General features: G+C 71.9%; 20 protein-coding genes. 9 read left to right on the top strand and 11 right to left on the bottom strand.

Going from position 1 to position 22,040, the window contains the following annotated elements:
• Positions 1-12: 12 nt before the first annotated feature.
• The 6 genes from gyrB to dnaA form a co-directional block, all read right to left on the bottom strand.
• Positions 13-2,028 carry a DNA topoisomerase (ATP-hydrolyzing) subunit B gene (gene gyrB, locus A6F73_RS16200; protein WP_063348458.1) on the bottom strand — a complete coding sequence of 672 codons (2,016 nt, stop codon included), beginning with the start codon at positions 2,026-2,028 and terminating at the stop codon, positions 13-15.
• Positions 2,029-2,296: 268 nt separating this feature from the next.
• Positions 2,297-2,836 carry a DciA family protein gene (locus tag A6F73_RS16205; RefSeq protein ID WP_063348459.1) on the bottom strand — a complete coding sequence of 180 codons (540 nt, stop codon included), beginning with the start codon at positions 2,834-2,836 and terminating at the stop codon, positions 2,297-2,299.
• 106 nt (positions 2,837-2,942) lie between these two features.
• Positions 2,943-4,076, bottom strand: a complete 1,134-nt coding sequence (gene recF, locus A6F73_RS16210) for a DNA replication/repair protein RecF (RefSeq protein ID WP_063348460.1) — start codon at positions 4,074-4,076, stop codon at positions 2,943-2,945.
• Between the two features lie 37 nt (positions 4,077-4,113).
• Complete coding sequence (gene gnd, locus A6F73_RS16215; protein ID WP_063348461.1) at positions 4,114-4,989, bottom strand: phosphogluconate dehydrogenase (NAD(+)-dependent, decarboxylating); 876 nt, start codon at positions 4,987-4,989, stop codon at positions 4,114-4,116.
• Between the two features lie 182 nt (positions 4,990-5,171).
• Positions 5,172-6,302 carry a DNA polymerase III subunit beta gene (gene dnaN / locus A6F73_RS16220; RefSeq protein WP_063348462.1) on the bottom strand — a complete coding sequence of 377 codons (1,131 nt, stop codon included), beginning with the start codon at positions 6,300-6,302 and terminating at the stop codon, positions 5,172-5,174.
• A 951-nt stretch (positions 6,303-7,253) separates the two neighbouring features.
• Entirely contained in the window at positions 7,254-9,089 is a 1,836-nt protein-coding gene (gene dnaA, locus A6F73_RS16225; protein ID WP_063348463.1) for a chromosomal replication initiator protein DnaA, read from the bottom strand.
• Positions 9,090-9,559: 470 nt separating this feature from the next.
• Between dnaA and rpmH the strand changes: the two genes are divergently transcribed.
• The 9 genes from rpmH to A6F73_RS16270 all read left to right on the top strand — a co-directional run bounded on the left by rpmH (position 9,560) and on the right by A6F73_RS16270 (position 16,347).
• Positions 9,560-9,697, top strand: coding sequence for a 50S ribosomal protein L34 (gene rpmH / locus A6F73_RS16230; RefSeq protein ID WP_030392420.1), 138 nt, complete (start codon positions 9,560-9,562; stop codon positions 9,695-9,697).
• A gap of 18 nt (positions 9,698-9,715) precedes the next feature.
• A complete protein-coding gene (rnpA, locus tag A6F73_RS16235) occupies positions 9,716-10,144 on the top strand; it encodes a ribonuclease P protein component (RefSeq protein ID WP_063348464.1) in 429 nt (142 codons plus the stop codon).
• A complete protein-coding gene (yidD, locus tag A6F73_RS16240; protein ID WP_063348465.1) occupies positions 10,141-10,512 on the top strand; it encodes a membrane protein insertion efficiency factor YidD in 372 nt (123 codons plus the stop codon). Before rnpA ends, yidD begins: the two co-directional genes overlap by 4 nt.
• Positions 10,509-11,681: a membrane protein insertase YidC gene (gene yidC / locus A6F73_RS16245; RefSeq protein ID WP_063348466.1), complete on the top strand. Its 1,173-nt coding sequence runs from the start codon at positions 10,509-10,511 to the stop codon at positions 11,679-11,681. The genes yidD and yidC overlap by 4 nt, the downstream gene beginning before the upstream one ends.
• An 82-nt stretch (positions 11,682-11,763) precedes the next feature.
• Complete coding sequence (locus A6F73_RS16250; protein WP_063348467.1) at positions 11,764-12,294, top strand: R3H domain-containing nucleic acid-binding protein; 531 nt, start codon at positions 11,764-11,766, stop codon at positions 12,292-12,294.
• Between the two features lie 178 nt (positions 12,295-12,472).
• The gene (gene rsmG, locus A6F73_RS16255) at positions 12,473-13,315 is read left to right on the top strand and encodes a 16S rRNA (guanine(527)-N(7))-methyltransferase RsmG (RefSeq protein ID WP_079136282.1); all 843 of its coding nucleotides are present in this window, start codon (positions 12,473-12,475) and stop codon (positions 13,313-13,315) included.
• A gap of 283 nt (positions 13,316-13,598) precedes the next feature.
• Positions 13,599-14,549 carry a ParA family protein gene (locus tag A6F73_RS16260; protein ID WP_279634954.1) on the top strand — a complete coding sequence of 317 codons (951 nt, stop codon included), beginning with the start codon at positions 13,599-13,601 and terminating at the stop codon, positions 14,547-14,549.
• Complete coding sequence (locus A6F73_RS16265) at positions 14,546-15,610, top strand: ParB/RepB/Spo0J family partition protein (RefSeq protein ID WP_063348468.1); 1,065 nt, start codon at positions 14,546-14,548, stop codon at positions 15,608-15,610. Before A6F73_RS16260 ends, A6F73_RS16265 begins: the two co-directional genes overlap by 4 nt.
• 119 nt (positions 15,611-15,729) lie before the next feature.
• The gene (locus A6F73_RS16270) at positions 15,730-16,347 is read left to right on the top strand and encodes a GNAT family N-acetyltransferase (protein WP_063348469.1); all 618 of its coding nucleotides are present in this window, start codon (positions 15,730-15,732) and stop codon (positions 16,345-16,347) included.
• 92 nt (positions 16,348-16,439) lie between these two features.
• Here the strand turns inward: A6F73_RS16270 and trxA are convergent, their stop codons facing one another.
• The 5 genes from trxA to A6F73_RS16295 form a co-directional block, all read right to left on the bottom strand.
• Positions 16,440-16,766, bottom strand: a complete 327-nt coding sequence (trxA, locus tag A6F73_RS16275) for a thioredoxin (protein WP_063348470.1) — start codon at positions 16,764-16,766, stop codon at positions 16,440-16,442.
• Between the two features lie 143 nt (positions 16,767-16,909).
• Positions 16,910-17,878, bottom strand: coding sequence for a thioredoxin-disulfide reductase (trxB, locus tag A6F73_RS16280; protein ID WP_063348471.1), 969 nt, complete (start codon positions 17,876-17,878; stop codon positions 16,910-16,912).
• A gap of 202 nt (positions 17,879-18,080) precedes the next feature.
• Positions 18,081-19,046, bottom strand: a complete 966-nt coding sequence (locus A6F73_RS16285; protein ID WP_063348472.1) for a hypothetical protein — start codon at positions 19,044-19,046, stop codon at positions 18,081-18,083.
• Positions 19,043-19,771: an RNA polymerase sigma factor SigM gene (gene sigM, locus A6F73_RS16290; RefSeq protein WP_063348473.1), complete on the bottom strand. Its 729-nt coding sequence runs from the start codon at positions 19,769-19,771 to the stop codon at positions 19,043-19,045. Before sigM ends, A6F73_RS16285 begins: the two co-directional genes overlap by 4 nt.
• Positions 19,772-19,813: 42 nt before the next feature.
• Positions 19,814-21,814: a protein kinase family protein gene (locus A6F73_RS16295; RefSeq protein ID WP_079135731.1), complete on the bottom strand. Its 2,001-nt coding sequence runs from the start codon at positions 21,812-21,814 to the stop codon at positions 19,814-19,816.
• Between the last annotated feature and the right edge of the window lie 226 nt (positions 21,815-22,040).

The following is a 22,040-nucleotide window of genomic DNA, read 5'->3' on the forward strand; positions in this document are numbered from 1 at the left end:
GGTCGGGCGGCGTCACACGTCCAGGAAGCGGACGTCCTTGGCGTTGCGCTGGATGAAGGAGCGGCGTGCCTCGACGTCCTCGCCCATCAGCACGGAGAACAGCTCGTCGGCGCGAGCGGCGTCCTCCAGGGTGACCTGGAGCAGCAGCCGGTGCTCGGCGTCCATGGTGGTGACCCGGAGCTCCTCGGCGTTCATCTCGCCGAGGCCCTTGAAGCGCTGGATCGCGTCGTCCTTGGGCAGCCGGCGCCCGGCCTCGACCCCGGCCGCGATGACCGCGTCGCGCTCGCGGTCCGAGTAGGCGTACTCGAAGTCGTCCTTGCCCCACTTGATCTTGTACAGCGGCGGCATGGCGAGGTAGACGTACCCGGACTCGACCAGCGGCCGCATGAAGCGGAACAGCAGGGTGAGCAGCAGGGTGCGGATGTGCTGCCCGTCGACGTCGGCGTCCGCCATCAGGACGATCTTGTGATAGCGGAGCTTGGAGTCGTCGTAGTCCTCCTGGATGCCGCAGCCGAAGGCCGAGATCAGCGCCTGGACCTCGGTGTTCTGCAGCACCTTGTCGATCCGGGCCTTCTCGACGTTCAGGATCTTGCCGCGGATCGGCAGGATGGCCTGGGTGCGCGGGTCGCGGCCCTGCTTGGCCGAGCCGCCGGCGGAGTCACCCTCGACGATGAAGATCTCGCACTCGGCCGGGTCCTTCGACTGGCAGTCGGAGAGCTTGCCCGGCAGCGAGGCGGACTCCAGCAGGCCCTTGCGGCGGGTGAGGTCGCGGGCCTTGCGGGCGGCGACGCGCGCGGTGGCGGCCTGAATGGACTTGCGGATGATGTCCGAGGCCTCGTTGGGGTTGCGGTCCAACCAGTCGTTGAGGTGCTCGTGGACGACCTTCTGGACGAAGGTCTTCGCCTCGGTGTTGCCGAGCTTGTCCTTGGTCTGGCCCTCGAACTGCGGCTCGCCGAGCTTGACCGAGATGATCGCGGTCAGGCCCTCGCGGATGTCCTCGCCGGAGAGGTTGTCGTCCTTCTCCCGGAGCAGCTTCTTGTCCCGCGCGTAGCGGTTGACCAGACCGGTCAGCGCCGCGCGGAAGCCCTCCTCGTGGGTACCGCCGCCGTGCGTGTGGATGGTGTTGGCGAAGCTGTAGACCCCCTCGGTGTAGGAGGAGTTCCACTGCATCGCGATCTCCACCGAGATCGCCCGGTCCTTGTCCTCCGCCTCGAAGTCGATCACCGAGGGGTGGATCACCTCGCCCTTGCGGGAGTTGAGGTGGGCGACGAAGTCGGCGATGCCGCCGTCGTACTTGTACGTGACGGTGAGCGGCTTGCCCTCCTCGTCCACGTGCTCGGGGCGCTCGTCGGTCAGCGAGATGGAGAGGCCCTTGTTGAGGAAGGCCATCTCCTGGAAGCGCCGGGACAGCGTCTCGAAGGAGTAGACCGTGGTCTCGAAGATCTCCGGGTCGGCCCAGAAGGTGACGGTCGTGCCGGTCTGCTCGGAGCCCTCGTGCGTGGCCAGCGGCGCGGTCGGCGCACCGGCCTTGTACTCCTGGGTGAAGCGCGAGCCGTCGCGGTGGATCTCCACCGCCAGGCGGGTGGACAGCGCGTTCACGACCGAGACGCCGACACCGTGCAGACCACCGGAGACGGCGTAGCCGCCGCCGCCGAACTTGCCGCCGGCGTGCAGGACGGTGAGCACGACCTCGACGGCCGGCTTCTCCTGGCCGGGGACGATGTCGACCGGGATGCCACGGCCGTTGTCCACCACCCGGACCCCGCCGTCGGCGAGGAGCGTGACGTCGATGGTGTCGGCGTACCCGGCCATCGCCTCGTCGACGGAGTTGTCCACCACTTCCTGCACCAGGTGGTGCAGGCCCCGCTCGCCGGTGGAGCCGATGTACATGCCGGGGCGCTTGCGGACGGCGTCGAGGCCTTCCAGCACCTGGATGTTGCTACCGGTGTAGGAAGCCTGGTCGGTCTGGTCTGGGGTCTGGCTGGGGTTGCCGGAATCGGCCACGAAGCGCCCTCTCTGGCACAGCACGGGCCGCATTCCCGCCCCGTGTGGGCAGGCGTGCGACCACGGCGTTTAGACTCGGTTGCCACTAGCAACAGTGTTTGGCTCTCAGTCTACCGGTACGACTGACAGAGATGGGCGTTTGGCAGCCCTTGAAGGCAGATATGCCGCCCTGAATCCCCTCTGGACATGTCCCGATACTCGCCCGGGGGGCCCAGAGCGCCTGGAAGGGCTGTCAGGGGTTCCGGAAGATCGTGGTCCGCTCCACGCCCTCGACGGCGGGCCGGCAACCCGGTCAGCCCCAGGTGTCGCCCGGCCCCTTGCTTCCCGGAGCGCGCAGCCGGCCGTAGCCGCGGGCGGGCGCCGCCGGGCCCAGCACCTTGATGGTGCGGACCGTGCCGTGGCCCAGCTCATGGTTCAGGCGGGCCACCAACTGCCTTGCCAGCCACCGTAGTTGGGTGGCCCATGCGGTGGAGTCACACTGCACGGTGAGCACCGCGGCGGCGTCGTCGTAGGAGGAGGGGTGGCAGTGCGCGGCGATGTCCGGGCCGACGATCTGGGGCCAACGGCCCATCACCCCGCCGACCGCGGCCGAGGACTCCCAGCCCCGTTCGGTCAGCAGCCGGTTCAGCGCCGCCCCCAGCGGGACCGGGTCGCGGCCGTCCGACCGGGCTCCGCTGCGCAGGCCGTGCCGCTTCGCCTCGCGCTTCTCCCGGACCTGCTCGCCGCGCTGCCGCGCCTGGGCCCGGGCCGCCCGCAGCGCCGAGCGGGCGAGGTCGGCGCCGGTCGGCGCCGCGTCGCCCGGCTGGGGGGAGTGCTCCGCCGGCTCGCTCACGGCGATCTCCTTTCCCCAGCCTGTGGACAACGGTCGCGGACGCGCGCCGGTGAGCCGTCCAGCCTACGGGAGTGCCCGGACGGCGGTTGCGAAGGTGCGGGGGGAGTCAGGCGTCGATCCGGCGGACGGCGCCGTCGGCGACCGCGAACCGGGCGCCGGCCAGCGCCTTCGGCACGTCCTCGGCGACCGCCGCGGTGACCAGCACCTGCTCGCCGTCGGCCACCAGTTCGGCCAGCCGGTCCCGGCGGGCCGCGTCCAGCTCGGCGAACACGTCGTCCAGGATCAGCACCGGCTCGCCGCCGTCGGCGCGCAGCAGCTCGTACGAGGCCAGCCGCAGCGCCAGCGCGAACGACCAGGACTCGCCGTGGCTCGCGTAGCCCTTGGCGGGCAGCGGGCCGAGGCTGAGCACCAGCTCGTCGCGGTGCGGGCCGACCAGGGTGATGCCGCGGTCCACCTCCTGCTTGCGGACCGTCGCCAGCGCGTTCAGCAACTGCTCCTCGGCCTGCTCGCGGCTGGTCGGCAGCCCGCCCTCGAAGGAGCTGCGGTACTCCAGGACGGTGTCGCCGCCGCCCGGGGCCAGCTGCCCGTACGCGGCCGCCACCAACGGCTGGAGGGAAGCCACCAGCTGGATCCGGAAGGCCGTCAACTCGGCTCCGGCCCTTGCCAGATGGCCGTCCCAGACCTCCAGGGTGGAGAGGTCGGCGCCCTTGCCGCCACCGGCCCGGCGGGCCATCGCGGCGGTCTTCAGCAGGGCGTTGCGCTGCTTGAGGACCCGCTCGTAGTCCTGCCGGACCCCGGCCAGCCGGGGGGCCCGGGCGGTCAGCAGCTCGTCCAGGAAACGGCGGCGCTCACCCGGGTCGCCCTTGACCAGACTGAGGTCCTCGGGGGCGAACAGGACGGTCCGCAGCAGGCCCAGCACGTCGCGCGGGCGGACGTTGTCGGAGCGGTTGATCCGGGCCCGGTTGGCCTTGCCCGGGGTCAGCTCCAGCTCGACCAGGGTGGTGCGGCCGCGGTCCACCACCGAGGTACGGACCACCGCCCGCTCGGCGCCCAGCCGGATCAGCGGGGCGTCGGTGGCGACCCGGTGGCTGCCCAGTGTGGCGACGTAGCCGATCGCCTCGACCAGGTTGGTCTTGCCCTGGCCGTTGGGCCCGACGAAGGCCGTCACGCCCGGGTCGAGGGGAACCTCGACCCGGGCGTACGACCGGAAGTCGGCGAGCGACAGATGCGCGACGTGCATGGCTGTGGACTGCGCTCGCCTTCTGGGGAGGTGCGGGTTACTTGGACTCGACCGCGTGGCCGCCGAACTGGTTGCGCAGCGCGGCGATCATCTTCATCTGCGGCGAGTCGTCCTGGCGGGAGGCGAAGCGGGCGAACAGCGAGGCGGTGATCGCCGGCAGCGGCACCGCGTGGTCGATCGCGGCCTCGACGGTCCAGCGGCCCTCACCGGAGTCGGCGGCCCAGCCGCGCAGCTTCGCCAGGTGCTCGTCGTCGTCCAGCGCGCGGACGGCCAGGTCCAGCAGCCAGGAGCGGATGACGGTGCCCTCCTGCCAGCTGCGGAAGACCTCGCGCACGTCGGTGACCTCGGGGGCGGCCTCCAGCAGCTCCCAGCCCTCGGCGAAGGCCTGCATCATCGCGTACTCGATGCCGTTGTGGACCATCTTGGCGAAGTGGCCGGCGCCCACGGCGCCCGCGTGCACCGAGCCGAAGTCGCCCTCGGGCTTGAGCGAGTCGAACACCGGCTGGACGCGGGCCACGTGCTCGGCGTCGCCGCCGTACATCAGGGCGTAGCCGTTCTCCAGGCCCCAGACGCCGCCGGAGACGCCGCAGTCGACGAAGCCGATGCCCTTGGCGGCCAGCGCCTCGGCGTGCTTGATGTCGTCGGTCCAGCGGGAGTTGCCGCCGTCGACCACCACGTCGCCGGGGGAGAGCAGCTCGGCGAGCTCGTCGACGGTCGCCTGGGTGGCGGCGCCGGCCGGGACCATCACCCAGATCACCCGCGGGCCCTGCAGCTTGGAGACGAGCTCCTGGAGGCTCGCGACGTCGGAGATGTCCGGGTTGCGGTCGTAGCCGATGACGGTGTGGCCGGCGCGGCGGATCCGCTCGCGCATGTTGCCGCCCATCTTGCCGAGACCGATGAGGCCGAGCTCCATGACCAAGTCCTTACCTGTGGTGACGTGCCTGCCGGCGGCGCCGTTGCCGCACGCCCCGAGCCTACGCGCTGCGGCGGTGGCGGCTCCCTGTGGTCGGGCCGACCGGGGGAGGACGCCCACAGGCTGTGCACAGCCGATGTGCACAGCCTGTGGGTGACGGCCTGCGGGCAGCGGCCGCGAGGTCAGCCGGAGAGGCGGACCGGCATGATCAGGTACTGGTACGCCTTGTCCTCCTCGGCGTCCACCGAGGCCTTGCCGCTGAGCAGCGCGGGCTTGGTCGGGGTGGTGAAGCTCAGCTGGGCGTAGGCGGAGTCGATGGCCTTGAGGCCCTCCTCCAGGTAGCCCGGGTTGAAGGCGATCGAGATGTCGTCGCCCTCCAGGTCGGCGTCGATCCGCTCGGTGGCCTGGGCGTCGTCGCCCGAGCCCGCCTCCAGGGTCAGCACGCCCTGCTCGAAGCTGAGCCGGACCGGGGTGTTGCGCTCGGCGACCAGCGAGACGCGCTTGAGCGCCTCCAGGAAGGGCTGGGTCTGGATCGCGGCGACGGCGCTGAACTCCGTCGGGAACAGGCTGCGGAACTTGGGGAACTCGCCCTCCAGCAGCCGCGTGGTCGTCCGGCGGCCGGCGCCCTCGAAGCCGATCAGGCCCTCGCCCGCGCCGCCCGAGGAGAGCGCGATCGAGACGGTGTCGCCGCTGCCCAGGGACTTGGCGATGTCCTGCAGCGTCTTGGCGGGCACCAGGGCGACGGCCGAGATGTCCGACTGCTCCGGCTTCCACAGCAGGTCGCGGACCGCGAAGCGGTAGCGGTCGGTGGCGGCCAGGGTGATCCGGTCGCCCTCGATCTCCACCCGGACACCGGTGAGCACCGGGAGGGTGTCGTCTCGGCCGGCGGCCACCGCGGCCTGGCTGACCGCGGAGGCGAACACGTCGCCCGAGACGGTGCCCGTGGCGGTCGGCATCTGGGGCAGTGCCGGGTACTCGTCCACCGGGAGGGTGGGGAGGGTGAAGCGGGAACTGCCGCAGACCACGCTGACCCGCTGGCCGTCGGTGGAGATCTCCACCGGCCGGTTCGGCAGGTTGCGCGAGATGTCGTTCAGCAGCCGACCGGAGACCAGGACGGTGCCGGCCTCCTCGATGTCGGCCTCCAGCTCGACCCGGGCCGAGACCTCGTAGTCGAAGCCGGACAGCGCCAGGCTGCCGTCCTGTGCCGTCAGCAGCAGGCCGGCCAGCACCGGCACCGGCGGCCGTGCCGGGAGGCTGCGGGCAGCCCAGGCCACCGCCTCCGCGAGGACGTCACGCTCCACCCGGAACTTCACCGGTAACCGCCTCCTGGATCGAGCGCTCCCGCTCGCACTCTGGTTCGTCTGATCTTGATCGTCGGTCGGACTGTCCACCGAGCTCTGCCACTCCGCTTCCGGTCGCCGAGGACAGTCTGACGTACTCCGCCGACAGACGGGGCAGACGGGCGGAAGCAAGCCGAACAGATGTCGGGGCGCGGTTGTCCACAGATTCGGGGCCCACCCACTTTCAAGCGAGTCGATGGGTCTAAATGTGTAGTGGTAGTAGTAGGGCCTGTGGAAACCGTGGATAACCCCGTTTCCGCAGGTCAGACCCACTTTTTTGTCCACAGCGGGTGTGGACGGCGGCTGTGGACGAACACGCCGTGCTGTGGACAGCGGAGCGTTACCCACAGGGCACGCTGGGTATCCACAGGTTATCCCCAGGGCTGTCCCCAGATTCCGGCCCGGTTATCCACGGGCGCCGGTCAACTTTACGTGACGCCTTTCACACCAGGGCATGAACGCCGCCCCACGCTTGTCGAACTGTGGATCATGCTGTGGACAACCTGGGGATAACCGCCCCTCCCCTGGGGACAACCGGTGGACAACCCGGATGGCCCATTGGCGGCCCGTCAATTGTCCACAGCCTGTGGATAACGGTTGTGCACAAGTCCACAGGCACCTGACCTGCGCGGAAGAGCGTAGCGGCGACACGCCTGTGGACGAATTCTGGATAACTTCGGACGCCCCGGCCTGTGGACTACGGGGAAGGCGCCCGGCCTGTGGACAACTGCCCTGCGCGGCCCCGGTTTTCGAATCACCGGTCAAATGTTCGGCGCGGGCTGTGGACTGGCGCAACGTCCGTCGACGGCATCTCTGCCCAGCCGGCGCCCGAGGCACACCTGTGGATGTGCGAAAAGGGCGCCAGGATCGCTCCTGACGCCCTTTCCGGCCACCTCGGCGCCGGACCCACCACCGGCCCTGCGGCTAGCTCTTGATGCGGTTGGTCAGCTCGGTGACCTGGTTGTAGATCGACCGGCGCTCGGCCATCAGCGAGCGGATCTTGCGGTCCGCGTGCATCACCGTGGTGTGGTCGCGGCCGCCGAACTGCGCGCCGATCTTCGGCAGCGAGAGGTCGGTCAGCTCCCGGCAGAGGTACATGGCGATCTGACGAGCCGTCACCAGGACGCGGCTGCGCGAGGATCCGCAGAGGTCGTCCACACTCAGCCCGAAGTACGCGGCGGTCTGCTGCATGATGACCTGCGCGGTGATCTCCGGCCCGGCGTCCTCGTCCCCGCCCGGGATCAGGTCCTTGAGGACGATCCCGGCCAACTCCAGGTCCACCGGCGCCCGGTTGAGGTTGGCGAAGGCGGTGACCCGGATCAGGGCGCCTTCCAACTCCCGGATGTTGCGGGTGATCCGGGACGCGATGAACTCCAACACGTCGGCCGGGGCGTTGAGTTGCTCCTGGATCGCCTTCTTGCGAAGGATCGCGATCCGGGTCTCCAGCTCCGGTGGGGTGACGTCGGTGATCAGGCCCCACTCGAAGCGGTTGCGCAGCCGGTCCTCCAGCGTGGTCAGCAGCTTGGGCGGCCGGTCCGAGGAGAGGACGATCTGCTTGTTCGCGTTGTGCAGGGTGTTGAAGGTGTGGAAGAACTCCTCCTGCGTGGACTCCTTGCTCGCGAGGAACTGGATGTCGTCCACGAGCAGGATGTCCATGTCCCGGTAGCGCCGGCGGAAGGTGTCCGCCTTGCCGTCCCGGATCGAGTTGATGAACTCGTTGGTGAACTCCTCCGAGGACACGTAGCGCACCCGGGTGCCCGGGAAGAGACTGCGCGAGTAGTGCCCGATGGCGTGCAGCAGGTGGGTCTTGCCCAGCCCGGACTCGCCGTAGATGAAGAGCGGGTTGTACGCCTTGGCCGGAGCCTCGGCGACCGCCACCGCCGCCGCGTGCGCGAAGCGGTTGCTGGCGCCGATGACGAAGGTGTCGAAGAGGTACTTGGGGTTCAGCCGGGCGGCCGGCTCGTCCTTGCGGGAGCCGCCGGCCGGCGGGGCGCCGGGCGGGGCGGGCACTCCGGGGACGGCCGGGCGCTCGGTGGCGCGCTCCGGCGCGTTCTTGTCCGCAGGACGGCCGCCGGCCGGGCGTGAGCCGGGGGCGCGGCGGCCGGCGCCGGCGCGGGGCTGCTCGTTCGGGCCGGGGCCGTAGGCGCCGCCGAACAGGTCGCCCTGGGTGGTCGAGGGCGGGCCGGGCATCGGGCGCGGCGCCGGCCGGGACGGCTCGTCGGCCTCGCGGTAGCCGGGGGGCCGCTCCGGGTAGCCGCCCTGCTCCTGGTACCCGCCCTGCTCGGGGTAGCCCGGCCAGGCCGGTCCGGCCGCCGGACCGCCGTACGGCGCGGGGCGCTGCTCGTAGCCGCCGGTGTCGTAGCGGGGCCGGTCGTAGTCCTGCTCGTACGGCTGCTGGTAGTCCTGACCGCCGTAGCCGCCGGCATCCTCCTCGGTCGGGCCGGGGTACGGCTCGGCCGGGGCCTGGGCGGCGGGTGCGGGGGTGGTCGGGACGGCGTTGGCGTCGACCATCACGGCGATCCGCACCGGACGGCTGAGCTCGCGGCTGAGGGCCTCGGTGAGCTGCGGCAGCAGCCGGCCCTCCAGCACCTGCTTGGCCCGCTCGTTGGGGGTCGCCAGCAGGGCGGTGTCGTGCATCATCCACATCGGCTGGGTGCGCTGCACCCACTGCTTGTCCATCTCCCCGACGTCCGGGTCGCTGACCAGCCGCTCGACGACTCTCGCCCAGACCGGGACGAGGTCGCTGTTGACATCAGCCACTGGTGCACGCTTTCTCGGTTCCCCGCGGCTCCAGCAGGGGGTGGTGGATCAGGAGACTGTGGATCGGCGGGTCCGTCTCCGGCGGACCGACCCCACGAGGAAGAACACGAAGAACAAACCAGACAAGTCCTGCAACGGTAGTCAGCGAACAGGGCCGGATCAAGTCGTTGTCCACAGGCTGTGGGCAAAGGGGGCTCCGGACGCCCTCGGGGGGCCGCTCGAAAAAGCCGGTTTGACCCTCGCGCCCCGTCCCGCGTACCGTAACCAGGTCGAGTTGTCGATGGCCGCTGCCGCATGTCCGCGGGTCCACCCGCTCCATAAGGCGCGCAGCACGGGCGCCGTGGATTGCCTTGAACCCCAGCCGAACTGGGGCGATGGGTCGGATTTCCGAATCAGGGGAGATCACGCGGACGCACGGTGACGGCCAAGCGATTCCCCGTCATCCTACGATTCACCTCAGGAGCCCCCGAGTGAGCAAGCGCACCTTCCAGCCGAACAACCGTCGTCGCGCGAAGACCCACGGCTTCCGGCTGCGTATGCGTACCCGCGCCGGCCGCGCCATCCTGGCTGCCCGCCGTGGCAAGGGCCGCACCAGCCTGTCCGCCTGATCCACGACAGAGTCTGTTGTGCTGCCCTCCGAGAATCGGCTGCGGCGGCGCCAGGACTTCGCGACCGCAGTGAAACGCGGTCGCCGGGCCGGCCGGCCCCTTCTGGTCGTCCATCTCAGCAGAGAAGACGACCCCAAGGGGCAGACCGACCGGACCAGCGACTCCCGCCCGCACGTCGCCGAGGGGACTCCTTCGGCGCGTGCGGGTTTCGTCGTGAGCAAGGCCGTCGGCCCGGCGGTCGTTCGCAACCTGGTCAAGCGCCGGTTGCGGCACCTCGTTCGTGATCGTCTCTCCAGGCTGCCCGCCGGTAGCCTGATAGTGGTGCGTGCGCTGCCCCAGGCCGCGACCGCCTCGTACCAGGACCTCGAACGTGACCTGGACGCGGCGCTGAAACGGTTGCTGAAGGTGGAGCCCGCCACGACGGCGCCGACGGGAGCAGGACGATGAAGTTCCTGCTGATGGGTTTGATCAGGGTCTACCAGTGGACCATCAGCCCACTGCTCGGTCCGGTCTGCCGTTACTACCCCTCCTGCTCGCACTACGGCTACGAGGCCGTGAAGGTGCACGGGGCGGTCAAGGGCGGCGGACTGACCGTGTGGCGCATCCTGCGCTGCAATCCGTGGACGCCCGGCGGGGTCGATCACGTTCCGCCGCGTAAGCATCCGGTGTGGCACCGGCGGCTGCGAGACTGGCTGAGCAGCCGGTCCGCCACCGGACAGCCGGTGACCACGACCCCCGCCGGTCCGGACCCCGAGGGCCCGGCGACCATTGGCCCCGAGGGGCCAATCCACATGTCCAAGGAGCCTGACCGGTGACCTTCTCCTTCCTGAATCCCCTGTACACAGCGGTGTCCTGGATCATCGTCCAGTTCCACTCGCTGTACAGCAACATCTTCGACCCGGACGGTGGCTGGGCCTGGGGTCTGGCCATCGCCTCGATGGTGGTCGTCATCCGGATCTGCCTGATCCCGCTCTTCGTGAAGCAGATCAAGGCGACCCGGGCCATGCAGGCGATCCAGCCGAAGATGAAGGCCATCCAGGAGCGCTACAAGAACGACAAGCAGCGCCAGTCCGAAGAGATGATGAAGCTGTACAAGGAGGCGGGTACCAACCCGTTCTCCAGCTGCCTTCCCATCATCGTGCAGGCGCCGTTCTTCACCGCCCTCTACGGCGTGCTCGCCAAGGTCGCCAAGAGCGAGCAGATCGGCGTCATCCACGGCGACCTGCTGCTGAGCGCCGGCAAGGCGCACATCTTCGGTGCCCCGCTCTCGGCGACCTTCGTCAGCAGCCACGAGACCAGCGTCAAGATCGTCACCGCGGTGATGATCATCATGATGTCGCTCTCGCAGTTCATCACCCAGCGCCAGCTGATGACCAAGAACGTCGACCTCACGGTCAAGACGCCGTTCATGCAGCAGCAGAAGATGCTGATGTACGTCTTCCCGGTGATGTTCGCCGTGATGGGCATCAACTTCCCCGTCGGCGTCCTGGTCTACTGGCTGACCACCAACGTCTGGTCGATGGGCCAGCAGCTGATCGTCATCCACAACAACCCGACCCCGGGCAGCAAGGCGTGGGACGAGCGGCAGGTCCGGCTGAAGAAGGCCGGCCGGCTGAACCCGGACGGTTCGGAGATCAAGGGTGCGCTCTGGGGCCTGCTGCCCCCGTCCAAGTCGACCCTCGACGCCGCCTCGGCGGCGGCCGCCGTGGTCGAGGAGTCGGCGCAGGCACGCCGCCAGCAGCCCCGCAAGCAGACCAAGGCGCAGCGCCAGCAGGGCGGTGCTCAGCACACCGCCGACCTGACCAAGGACACCGAGGCCCCGGCCGAGGAGCCCGCCGAGGAGCCCGCCGACACCGTCCCGGCCGACTCCGGCGCCAAGCCGGCGGCCGCCCAGCAGGGCCCGGCCAAGCCCGGCGCGGCCAAGCCGGGCACCGGTCGGCAGCAGCCCAAGCGTGGCGGCCAGCGGCCGAAGAGGAAGTCCTGACCGGCCCTGGATCCGTTGTGACAGCGCGCAGAGCTTCGTTCCCGGCCCACCAATCTGGGCCCATCTCCGAAGGAGTCCATCAGTGACGGAAGGCACCACCTCCGCCGTCGAGGCCGAGGCCGCCGCCAGCACCGACGAGAACGTCATCGCCCGACTGGAGCAGGAGGGCGACATCGCGGCGGACTACCTGGAGGGTCTGCTCGACATCGCCGACCTCGACGGTGACATCGACATGGACGTCGAGGGCGACCGCGCCCTGGTCTCCATCGTCGGTGAGGGCAACGACCGCGCGCTGCAGCGCCTGGTCGGCCAGGACGGCGAGGTGCTGGAGGCGCTGCAGGAGCTGACCCGGTTGGCTGTCCACCGGGAGACCGGGGAGCGCAGCCGCCTCATGCTGGACATTGCCGGCTTCCGGGCCCGCAAGCGCTCCGAGCTGGCCGCGCTCGGTGCCGAGGCCGCCGAGCAGGCGAAGAGCAGTGGCGAGCAGGTCAAGCTGCGGCCGATGACGCCCTTCGAGCGCAAGGTCGTCCACGACGCGGTCGCGGCCGCCGGTCTGCGCAGCGAGTCGGAGGGCGAGGAGCCCGAGCGGTGCGTGGTCGTGCTGCCGGTCTGAGGCCGGCGGTACGACGACCGGCCGCCTCGGCGGCCGGTGGGCTTCACCGGACGCGACCCCGTCCGCCTCGTGCGGGCGGGGTCGTCGTCCATTCGCGGGGCATGGGCCCGGCGCGAGATGTTTCACGTGAAACTGTGCGGAGAGCGGGTCGGTGGATCCGGGGATCGGAGAGGTCGAGATGGACACGGAGAACGCGGCCGCTGGCCGGCCGGGGGCGGACGACGTGAATCCGGCCGCTGCGGGGCCGGCCGCCGAGGCGGTCGAGGCGACCGAGGTGCCCGAGGTGCCCGAGGCCCCGGCCGTCGCCCGGGAGGTCTTCGGTGATCGTTTCGACGCCGCGGTCCGCTACACCGAGCTGCTGGCCACCGCGGGCGTGCGGCGCGGGCTGATCGGGCCGCGCGAGGTGCCCCGGCTCTGGGACCGGCACGTCCTCAACTGCGCGGTGCTCGCCGAGCTGCTGCCGGCCGGCTCCACCCTGTGCGACGTCGGCTCCGGCGCCGGCCTGCCGGGCATCCCGGTGGCGCTGGTCCGTCCGGACGTCTCGGTGACGCTGCTGGAGCCGCTGCTGCGGCGGACCACCTTCCTGGAGGAGGTCGTCCGGGAGCTGGGGCTGGAGAACGTCACGGTGCTGCGCGGCCGCGCCGAGGAGATGGTCGGCAAGCTCGCGGTGGACGTGGTGACCGCCCGGGCGGTGGCGCCGCTGGACCGGCTGGCCGGCTGGGGGATGCCGCTGCTCCGTCCGCACGGGCAGATGCTGGCGCTCAAGGGCGACAGTGCCGAGCAGGAGCTGGCCGACTCGCGGGCCGGGCTGACCAAGCTGGGCGCGGTCGAGTGGAGCGTGATCTCGGTCGGCGAGGGCACCCTGGAGACCTCGACCCGGGTGGTCCAGGTCAAGGCGGGGGAGAGCCCCGGCGGGGTGAAGGCCGCGACCCGGCGGGCGAAGGCGGCCCGGGCCGGACGGAACGCGGGCGGCGTCCGGACCGGCGAGCGCAGCCGGGGCGGGCGGCGCCGCACCCGCTGAGGCGGGTGACGCCTGGCACGCTCGACGACGGGCGGGTGGTTCCTCCTGAGGGGGGAGCCACCCGCCCGTCGGCGTTCCGGTGGCCGTCGGGGTGACGGCCGGTCGACGGGAGGACACCGGAGTGTCGCAACGTCAGATTTCCGACATAGCGGGCATGGTGTTTCACGTGAAACGTCGCTCCTTGCTCTCGGGAATCCTCGGCCGCAGCCGGGCGGCGACTGTTGCCGCTCCGGTTTCACGTGAAACACTGACCCCCATGCAGGACTCGGAGACCATCGGCCAGATCGATGACACGCCCATCGCGAGGGCTGCCCAGGCTGCGGTTCAGGCGATCGGCCGAGCGGGTGAGGGTCTGCCCCGCCCCGCCGCCACCCGGGTGATCGTGGTCGCCAACCAGAAGGGCGGGGTCGGCAAGACCACCACCACCGTCAACCTGGCCGCCTCGCTCGCCATGCACGGACTGCGCGTCCTGGTCGTCGACCTCGACCCGCAGGGCAACGCCTCCACCGCCCTCGGCATCGACCACCACGCCGAGGTGCCGTCCGTCTACGACGTCCTGGTCGAGGGCAAGCCGCTCGCCGACGTGGTGCAGCCGGTGGTGGACGTCGAGGGGCTGTTCTGCGTCCCCGCGACCATCGACCTGGCCGGCGCCGAGATCGAGCTGGTGTCGCTGGTGGCCCGGGAGAGCCGGCTCCAGCGCGCCATCGCCGCCTACGAGCAGCCGCTGGACTACGTCCTGATCGACTGTCCGCCCTCGCTGGGCCTGCTGACGGTCAACGCCCTGGTGGCCGGGCGGGAGGTGCTGATCCCGATCCAGTGCGAGTACTACGCGCTGGAGGGCCTGGGCCAGCTGCTGCGCAACGTCGAGCTGGTGCGCGCGCACCTCAACCCCGCGCTGCACGTCTCGACCATCCTGCTCACCATGTACGACGCCCGGACCAGGCTGGCCGCCCAGGTCGCCGAGGAGGTCCGGACGCACTTCCCGCAGGAGGTGCTGAGCACCGCGATCCCGCGCTCGGTGCGCATCTCGGAGGCGCCCAGCTACGGTCAGACGGTCCTCACCTACGACCCGGGCTCGACCGGGGCGCTCTCCTACCTGGAGGCCGCCCGCGAGCTCGGGCTGCGCGCGGCGGCGGTCGGCGGCGGCCCGCTCCTGGGGCAGCAGCGGCACGGCAGCGGTACGGGGCACGGAGCCCCGGTGGCACAGCACGGTACGACGGAGGGTCATCGGTGAGTGGTCGCAGGGGTTTGGGACGAGGGCTGGAGGCGCTGATCCGCCCCGCCGTACCGGTGGACGGCGGGGCGGCGGCCGCGCCCGCACCGGCCCCGGTGGGGGCGATCGGCGCGGCGTCGCCGACCTCGGTACCGACGCTGCCGACCGGCCGCGGCACGGTGGCGGCCCGGGCGGCCGCGGAGAAGCAGGCCGAGCAGGCGCAGCCGGCGCCGGTGGCCGGTGCCTTCTTCGCCGAGCTGCCGCTGGACGCGATCGAGCCCAACCCGCGCCAGCCCCGTGAGGTCTTCGACGACGACAAGCTGGCCGAGCTGGTCGTCTCGATCAAGGAGGTCGGTCTGCTCCAGCCGATCGTGGTGCGCCAGGTCGCGCCCGATCGTTTCGAGCTGATCATGGGCGAGCGCCGCTGGCGCGCCTCCAAGGAGGCCGGGCTGAAGCAGATCCCGGCCATCGTCCGTGCCACCGAGGACGACAAGCTGCTGCTGGACGCCCTGCTGGAGAACCTGCACCGGGCCGAGCTGAACCCGCTGGAGGAGGCGGCCGCCTACGACCAGCTGCTGCGGGACTTCTCCTGCACCCACGACGAGCTGGCCGACCGGATCGGCCGCTCGCGCTCGCACGTCTCCAACACGCTGCGGCTGCTGAAGCTCTCGCCCACCGTGCAGAGCCGGGTCGCCGCCGGGGTGCTGACCGCCGGCCACGCCCGGGCGCTGCTCGGGGTGCCGGATGCCGAGCGGCGGGAGCTGCTGGCCAAGCGGATCGTCGCGGAGGGCCTCTCGGTGCGGACCACCGAGGAGATCGTCGCGCTGATGGGCGAGGAGGAGGACCGGAAGCCGAAGCGCCAGGCGCCGAAGGCGGGCAAGCTGATCTCCCCGGCCTTCAACGATCTGGCGAGCCGGCTGTCGGACCGCTTCGACACCCGGGTCAAGGTCGAGGTGTCGCAGCGCGGCGGCAAGCTGGGCAAGGGCAAGGTGGTGCTGGAGTTCGGTTCGGTGGAGGACCTGAACCGGATCCTGGACAGCCTGGCCCCGGGCGAGGACGGTCTGCGGCTGTCGCAGGGCTGAGCCGGGGACGATACCCGATGGGTGCATGTTCCGCGTGAGCACTGTTTCACGTGAAACATGCACCCATCGGCGTCTGTGGGGGCATGCTCGACCGTGAAGTGGAGGAGGAGGTGCGGGGCATGGGACGCCGGATCGCTCCGCTGACCCTGGACAACCTCGCCGATCTGCCGACGACCTGCCGCTCCTGTGTGTTCTGGGAGCTGGATCCGGTCAGCGGGAAGGCGGCGGTGGAGTCCGGGAAGCCGGAGCTGGAGAAGGAGGGGTGGATCTCCGCGGTGCTGCTGGAGTGGGGTTCCTGCGGTCGGATCGTCTACGTGGACGACCAGCCGGCCGGCTTCGTGCTGTACGCGCCGCCCGCCTACGTCCCCCGGTCGCAGTCCTTCCCGACCAGTCCGGTCTCGCCGGACGCCGTCCAGCTGATGGTCAGCCGGGTGGTTCCGGGCTACCAGCGACAGGGGCTCGGCCGGGTGCTGGTGCAGACCGTGGCCAAGGACCTGCTCGGGCGCGGGGTGCGGGCGATCGAGGCCTTCGGCTCGGCCGGTCCTGAGCCGGTCGGCTGCGTGCTGCCGGCCGACCACCTGCTCGCGGTCGGCTTCAAGACCGTCCGCTCGCACCATCGCTACCCGCGGCTGCGGCTGGAGGCGCGCACCACGCTGTCCTGGCGGGGCGATGTGGAGGTGGCGCTGGAGCGGCTGCTCGGCGGGGCGCGCAAGGAGCCGGCGCTGCGGCCGTTCTGAGGCGGGAGGCGCGTGGAAACGACGACGGCGGGGCTCCCCGGTGTGGGGAGCCCCGCCGTCGTACGGTCGACGACCGGTCGACCGGACAGGGCCTAGATGAAGCCGTCCAGCTCGCGCAGCAGCGCGGCCTTCGGACGGGCACCGGTGATGGACTTCACCGGCTCGCCGCCCTTGTAGAGGATCAGGGTCGGGATCGAGATGACGCCGTACTGGGCGGCGGTCGCCTGGTTGGCGTCCACGTCCAGCTTGGCGATGGTCAGCTTGTCGCTGTGCTCGGAAGCGATCTCGTCCAGGATCGGGGCGACCTGGCGGCACGGGCCGCACCAGGTGGCCCAGAAGTCGACCAGCACGGGCTTGTCGCTGTCCAGGACGTCGGCCTTGAACGTCGCGTCGGTGACGGTGGTGGTGGCGCCGGCCACGGGAACTCCTCGGGTTCGGACGGAGGGGGCTGCTGCCAGGAGAACAACGGGCGGGCCCGTTCTGTTTCGCCCTGGCCGGGGCGGGGGTGTTTCACGTGAAACGGGTGTCACACCCCCGCGGGGGTCGGTCGGTGGCGAGGGGGTCAGACCGCCACGGCGGCGGTGGCCTTGGCCTCCAGGTCGTCCAGGGCGGCGAGGTAGCGCTCGGCGTCCAGGGCGGCGGAGCAGCCGGTGCCGGAGGCCGTGATGGCCTGGCGGTAGGTGTGGTCCACGACGTCGCCGGCGCCGAACACGCCCGGGATGTTGGTCCGGGTCGAGGGCGCCTCGACCTTGAGGTAGCCCTCCGCGTCGAGGTCCAGCTGGCCCTTGAACAGGTCGGTGCGCGGGTCGTGGCCGATCGCGATGAACAGGCCGGTGACGGCCAGCTCGCGGGTCTCGCCGGTGGTGGTGTCGCGCAGGGTGACACCGCTCAGCTTCGGGTCGCCGTGGATGGCCTCGACCGCGCTGTCCCACTCGAAGCGGATCTTCTCGTCGGCGAAGGCGCGCTCCTGCATCGCCTTGGAGGCGCGCAGGCTGTCCCGGCGGTGGATGATCGTGACGCTCTTGGCGAAGCGGGAGAGGAAGGTCGCCTCCTCCAGGGCGGTGTCGCCGCCGCCGACCACGGCGATGTCCTGGTCGCGGAAGAAGAAGCCGTCACAGGTGGCGCACCAGGAGACACCGCGACCGGAGAGCTTGTCCTCGTTCGGCAGGCCCAGCTTGCGGTGCTGGGAGCCGGTGGTGACGATCACGGCGCGCGCCCGGTGCACGTTGCCCTCGGAGTCGGTGACGGTCTTGATGTCACCGGTGAGGTCGACCGAGACGATGTCGTCCGGGATCAGCTCGGCGCCGAAGCGCTCGGCCTGCGCCCGCATGCTGTCCATCAGCTCGGGGCCCATGATGCCGTCCCGGAAGCCCGGGAAGTTCTCGACCTCGGTGGTGTTCATCAGGGCGCCGCCGGCGGTGACGGCCCCCTCGAAGACCAGCGGCTTGAGGGAGGCCCGCGCCGTGTAGAGCGCGGCCGTGTAGCCGGCCGGGCCGGAACCGATGATGATCACGTTACGGACGTCGCTCACTGCATCTCCTGGTTCGCATCGCGACCCGCGCTAGGTGCGGGGAGGGCGGTTCTGCTCCGCCGCCCGGGACAACGACTGACCAGTGTCTCGCATTCCCAGGCGGATCAGTACCAGGCGACCGCACTGTGGGAGCGGCGCGGCGCCCTGCTCGTCGATCGCATGGGAACGGAGCCCGGATCCCCGGGGCGCCCGCCCCGGGACGTCAACGGGTGGGCACGGTGCGCTGCAGCACGACCGGGCCGCAGTCGGGGGAGCGCAGGTAGACGTCCGCGAACCCGGGCCGGCCGGGTGCCGGGTAGACCAGGACCTCGACCGGGGCGCCCGCGTAGCTGCCGTGGTCGGTGGCCAGCGGCACGCCCTCGGCGAGGGCCTGGCAGGACGGCGGGGAGGACGGCGGGGAGGCCTGGGTGGTGAGCTCCTGGCGGCCGTCGGCGGGCATCGCGGCGGAGGGCTTGGCGGGCCCGGTCGGGCGCAGCCCGGGGGCGGTGCCCGACCGGGCCAGCAGCTGCTGGATCTGGGCGGCGAGCTGGTCGTCCCGGTACACCGGGCCGGCCCCCGCGGCGTGGCCGGCGCGGGGGCTCTGCGCCGTGCCGGGGCTTGCGCCGGTGCCGAGGGAGGCGGAGGCGGGGGCACCGGCGGACAGGGTCGGGTGCTGGTCGTCCTGGTCGGCCGGGTGCAGCAGCAGGGCTGCGCCGAGGGCGATCGCGGCCAGGGCGGCGGTCGCGCCGAGCAGCAGGCCGGCGCGTCGCCGCCGGGGGCGGGGGCGGCCCGGGCCGGTGGGCGCGGCGGGCCGGGAAGGGGGTGCGGCGGGCGCCGCGGCGGCCCGGGGGGCCGGGGCAGGGGTGGCGGTCCGGGAGGCCGCGAGGGGGGCGTTCTCGGCCTCCTCCTCCGTTGTTGTGGAGGCGGCGGCCGCGGCGAGGGCGGCGTCCAGCCGGGCGGCGACGTCGGCGGGCATCGGCGGGGCCTCGACGGCGCCGAGCAGTGCCTGGACCTCGCCGAGCGCGTCGGCGGTCTCGCGGCACTCGGCGCAGCCGTCCAAGTGCCGGCGCAGCGTCCGGGCGGCGTCGGCGGACTCGACCAGCCCCTCGGCGAGGTCGGCGAGCTCGTCGACGGAGGGGTGGGCCTCGGCGGGGCCGATGGGGCCGGAGGAGGAGAGGTGGGCCGTCATCGCGTGCTCGCGTCTCCTTCCAGAACCGTCCGACCGGTGTTCGGGCCTGTCCCTGTGACGGTGCGGATGCCCGTCGGGTTCCCCGGCGCGTTCCGCCGAGGTGACGGAGCCGTGCCGGGGGCGTTCGGTGTTTCACGTGAAACATCCGGCCCGCCACCGCCGCTCTCGCGCAGATGGCGGACCAGCGGGAGCAGCCGGGCCCGGCCCCGGGCGCAGCGGCTCTTCACCGTGCCCACCGGGACGCCCAGCAGCTCGGCGGCCTCGGCGACGGGGTAGCCCTGCATGTCGACCAGGACGAGTGCGGCCCGCTGCTCGGCGGGCAGTTCGGCGAGCGCCGCGGCCAGCTCGCGCTGCACCTCGGCCCGGACCACCGGGGAGTCGGCCGGTTCCGCGGCGCCGACCAGGGTGTCCAGGCGCCGCGGGTCCTCGTCGAGCGGGGTGGTGCGGCGGGTGGCGCTGCGCCGGGCGCGGTCCAGACAGGCGTTGACCACGATCCGGTGCAGCCAGGTGGTGACCGCCGAGCGGCCCTGGAAGCCGGGGGCGGCGCGGAAGGCGGAGACCAGGGCGTCCTGGAGGGCGTCGGCGGCCTCCTCGCGGTCGCCCAGGGTGCGCAGGGCGACCGCCCAGAGCCGGTCGCGGTGGCGGTTCACCAGGAGGCCGAAGGCGTCCGGGTCGCCGGCGACGTGCCGGGCGAGCAGCGCCGCGTCGTCCTCCGCCACCGTCACCCCTCGCCCCCCTCGCCGTCGTTCCGCAGGCCGGACCTGCGGTCAGCCGGAGACCTTGACCTCGGCGACCTGCCCGCGGAACTTGCCATCCGTATCCTTCGGCAGGCTGGTCAGCCAGATCAAGAGGTAGCGGGTGTTCGTCGGGGCGCTGAGGGTGAAGTCGACGTTGCTGCCGCTCTTCTTCCCCGCGACCGTGAAGGAGGTCAGCGGCGCCTTCTGCGGGTTGTCCGCCGCCTGGGCGTTCGGGATCCGCAGCTCGGCCGTGGTGGTGCCGACGAACTGGACGTTCACCGAGCTGACGGCGTGCGACGAGCCGAGGTCGATCAGCAGACCGGTGCCCTCCTTGTAGCCGCCCGGGACGAACTGGTCGTCGTAGCCGTAGGTCGGCCAGCTCGTGCTGGGGTCGCCGTCGATGGCCTTGGGGAGGGCCCAGGCGGATTCCGCCGAATCGCCCTTCGGGTTGTACGAGAGGGCGGCCTTGGGCGCGATCGGCGTCGGGTTGTGGGTGCTGGCCTGCGGGGTCGGTGCGTCGCTGGTGGCCGAGGTCTGCGGGGGGGTGGTCGGGCTGGTGTTGCGCAGGGTGTCCACGAACTGCCAGGAGGCGACGCCGATGGCGCCCAGGGCGACCGTCCAGGCCGTCGCCTTGATCACCCGGCGCAGCCGTCGCCGGGTGCGCCGGCTCGCGGTCGGCCGGGACGAGGCGGGCAGCGGGGCGACGGCCGGGTCGGCCACCCGGGTCGGGTTGGGCGCGGTCGGCAGCGCGTGGGTGTTGTGCCGGGGCGGGGCCGGGAAGGGGGGCAGCTCCGGTTCGGGCTGGCGGATCCGGGGCATCTGCGCGATCGCCCGGGTCAGCTCCTCCGGGGTGGTGATCGGCTCGGCGTGGTGCGGCGGGTGGTCGAACAGGGCCCGCGCGGCCAGCTCGGACAGGCCCTTGTGGACGCCCGCGCGGACCTGGTCCGGCGCGGCGTTCTGGAGGCCCTTGGGCAGGCCCTGGAGGTCGTAGCGGTCCTCCGGGTAGGGCCAGCGGTGGGTGAGCGCGGCGAACAGCAGGGCGCCGATCGCGCGGGTGTCGGTGCGCTCGGAGCCGTCGGTGCCGTCCTCGTCGGGCAGCCCGCGCAGGGCGGCGTCCACCGCGATGCCGTTGATCCGGTACTGGCCGCTGTCGGTGCGCAGCACGCAGCGCGGGGTGAGCCGCAGGTGGGCCTGGCCGCGCCGGTGGGCGGCGGCGACCGCGTCGGTCACCTGGCGGACCATCTGGTACGCCTCGTGCGGCTCCATCGGGCCGTCGGCGAGCAGCTTGGCGAGGTCGGAGGCGTGCGGCAGCCACTCCCGCACGACGTAGACCAGCTCGCCCTCCTGGACGGCGTCCAGGACCTGGACGAAGCGCGGGTCGCCGAGCAGGGCGGCGGACTTGGCGGCGGCGAGCACCTTGCGGGCGCGCTGGTGGCCGGAGGCCATCAGGTGGACGCCGACGGCCCGGCGCAGCTTCTCGTCGACCGCGCGCCAGCTGCTGAAGGTCTCGGTCTGGGAGATGCACTCCTCCAGCCGGTACCGGTGGCCGATCGTGTCGCCGCTGTGCCGCAGCGGGGCGGGGAGGGTGCGGGGCAGGGTGGCGGTGTCGCGCGGGTCGACGGTGGGCTGCGGGTCGGTGGGGCGGCGCTTGGTGGCCGCGGGCTCCGGGGCGGCGGGCTTGCGCCGGGCGGTGCCGCCGGCGGCCAGCTCGGCGGCGATCTCGTGGACCGAGAGCGGAGCGGTGATCTCCGAGGTCTCCTCGCCGCGGGGGGCGTCCTGGCCGGCGTCGGAGAGGTCGGAGGGCTCGGAGGGGTCGGCGGGGTCGGTGTCCGGGTCCGGGTCGGCGGCCACCGGGGTGTCCGGGGCGGCGCCCCGGTCCTCGGAGGCGTCCTGGGAGGAGGCGTCGGCGACGGCGCCCGCCGGGGCTGCCTTCCCCGCCGTGAGCTCGTCGATCGCCGCGGCCAGTGCGGCCTCGTCCGCCGCCGCGTCAGCTGCTGACGTGTCGACGACCGCCTTGGTGCCATCAGCCACCGTGGTCCTGCCTCCCCTTGTGTCGCCCCGGCTTGAGAGAGTCGCTGGAGCCCGCGGGTTGGCGGCCACGTGCTCCAGGACAATTGTGCCCACTCTTCTCCACCGAGTACGACCGCTGAGGGGCGCGCTCGGTTGCGTGCTGGTGGAGAGATGTGGTGCAGATCCGACACCGGGCCGCCATCTCGCGGCCCGGGCGGAGCCGGGCGCGGGCGGCGGCCCGGCACCC

The organism is Streptomyces sp. MJM8645 (genome assembly GCF_001625365.1).
Lineage (GTDB): Bacteria > Actinomycetota > Actinomycetes > Streptomycetales > Streptomycetaceae > Kitasatospora.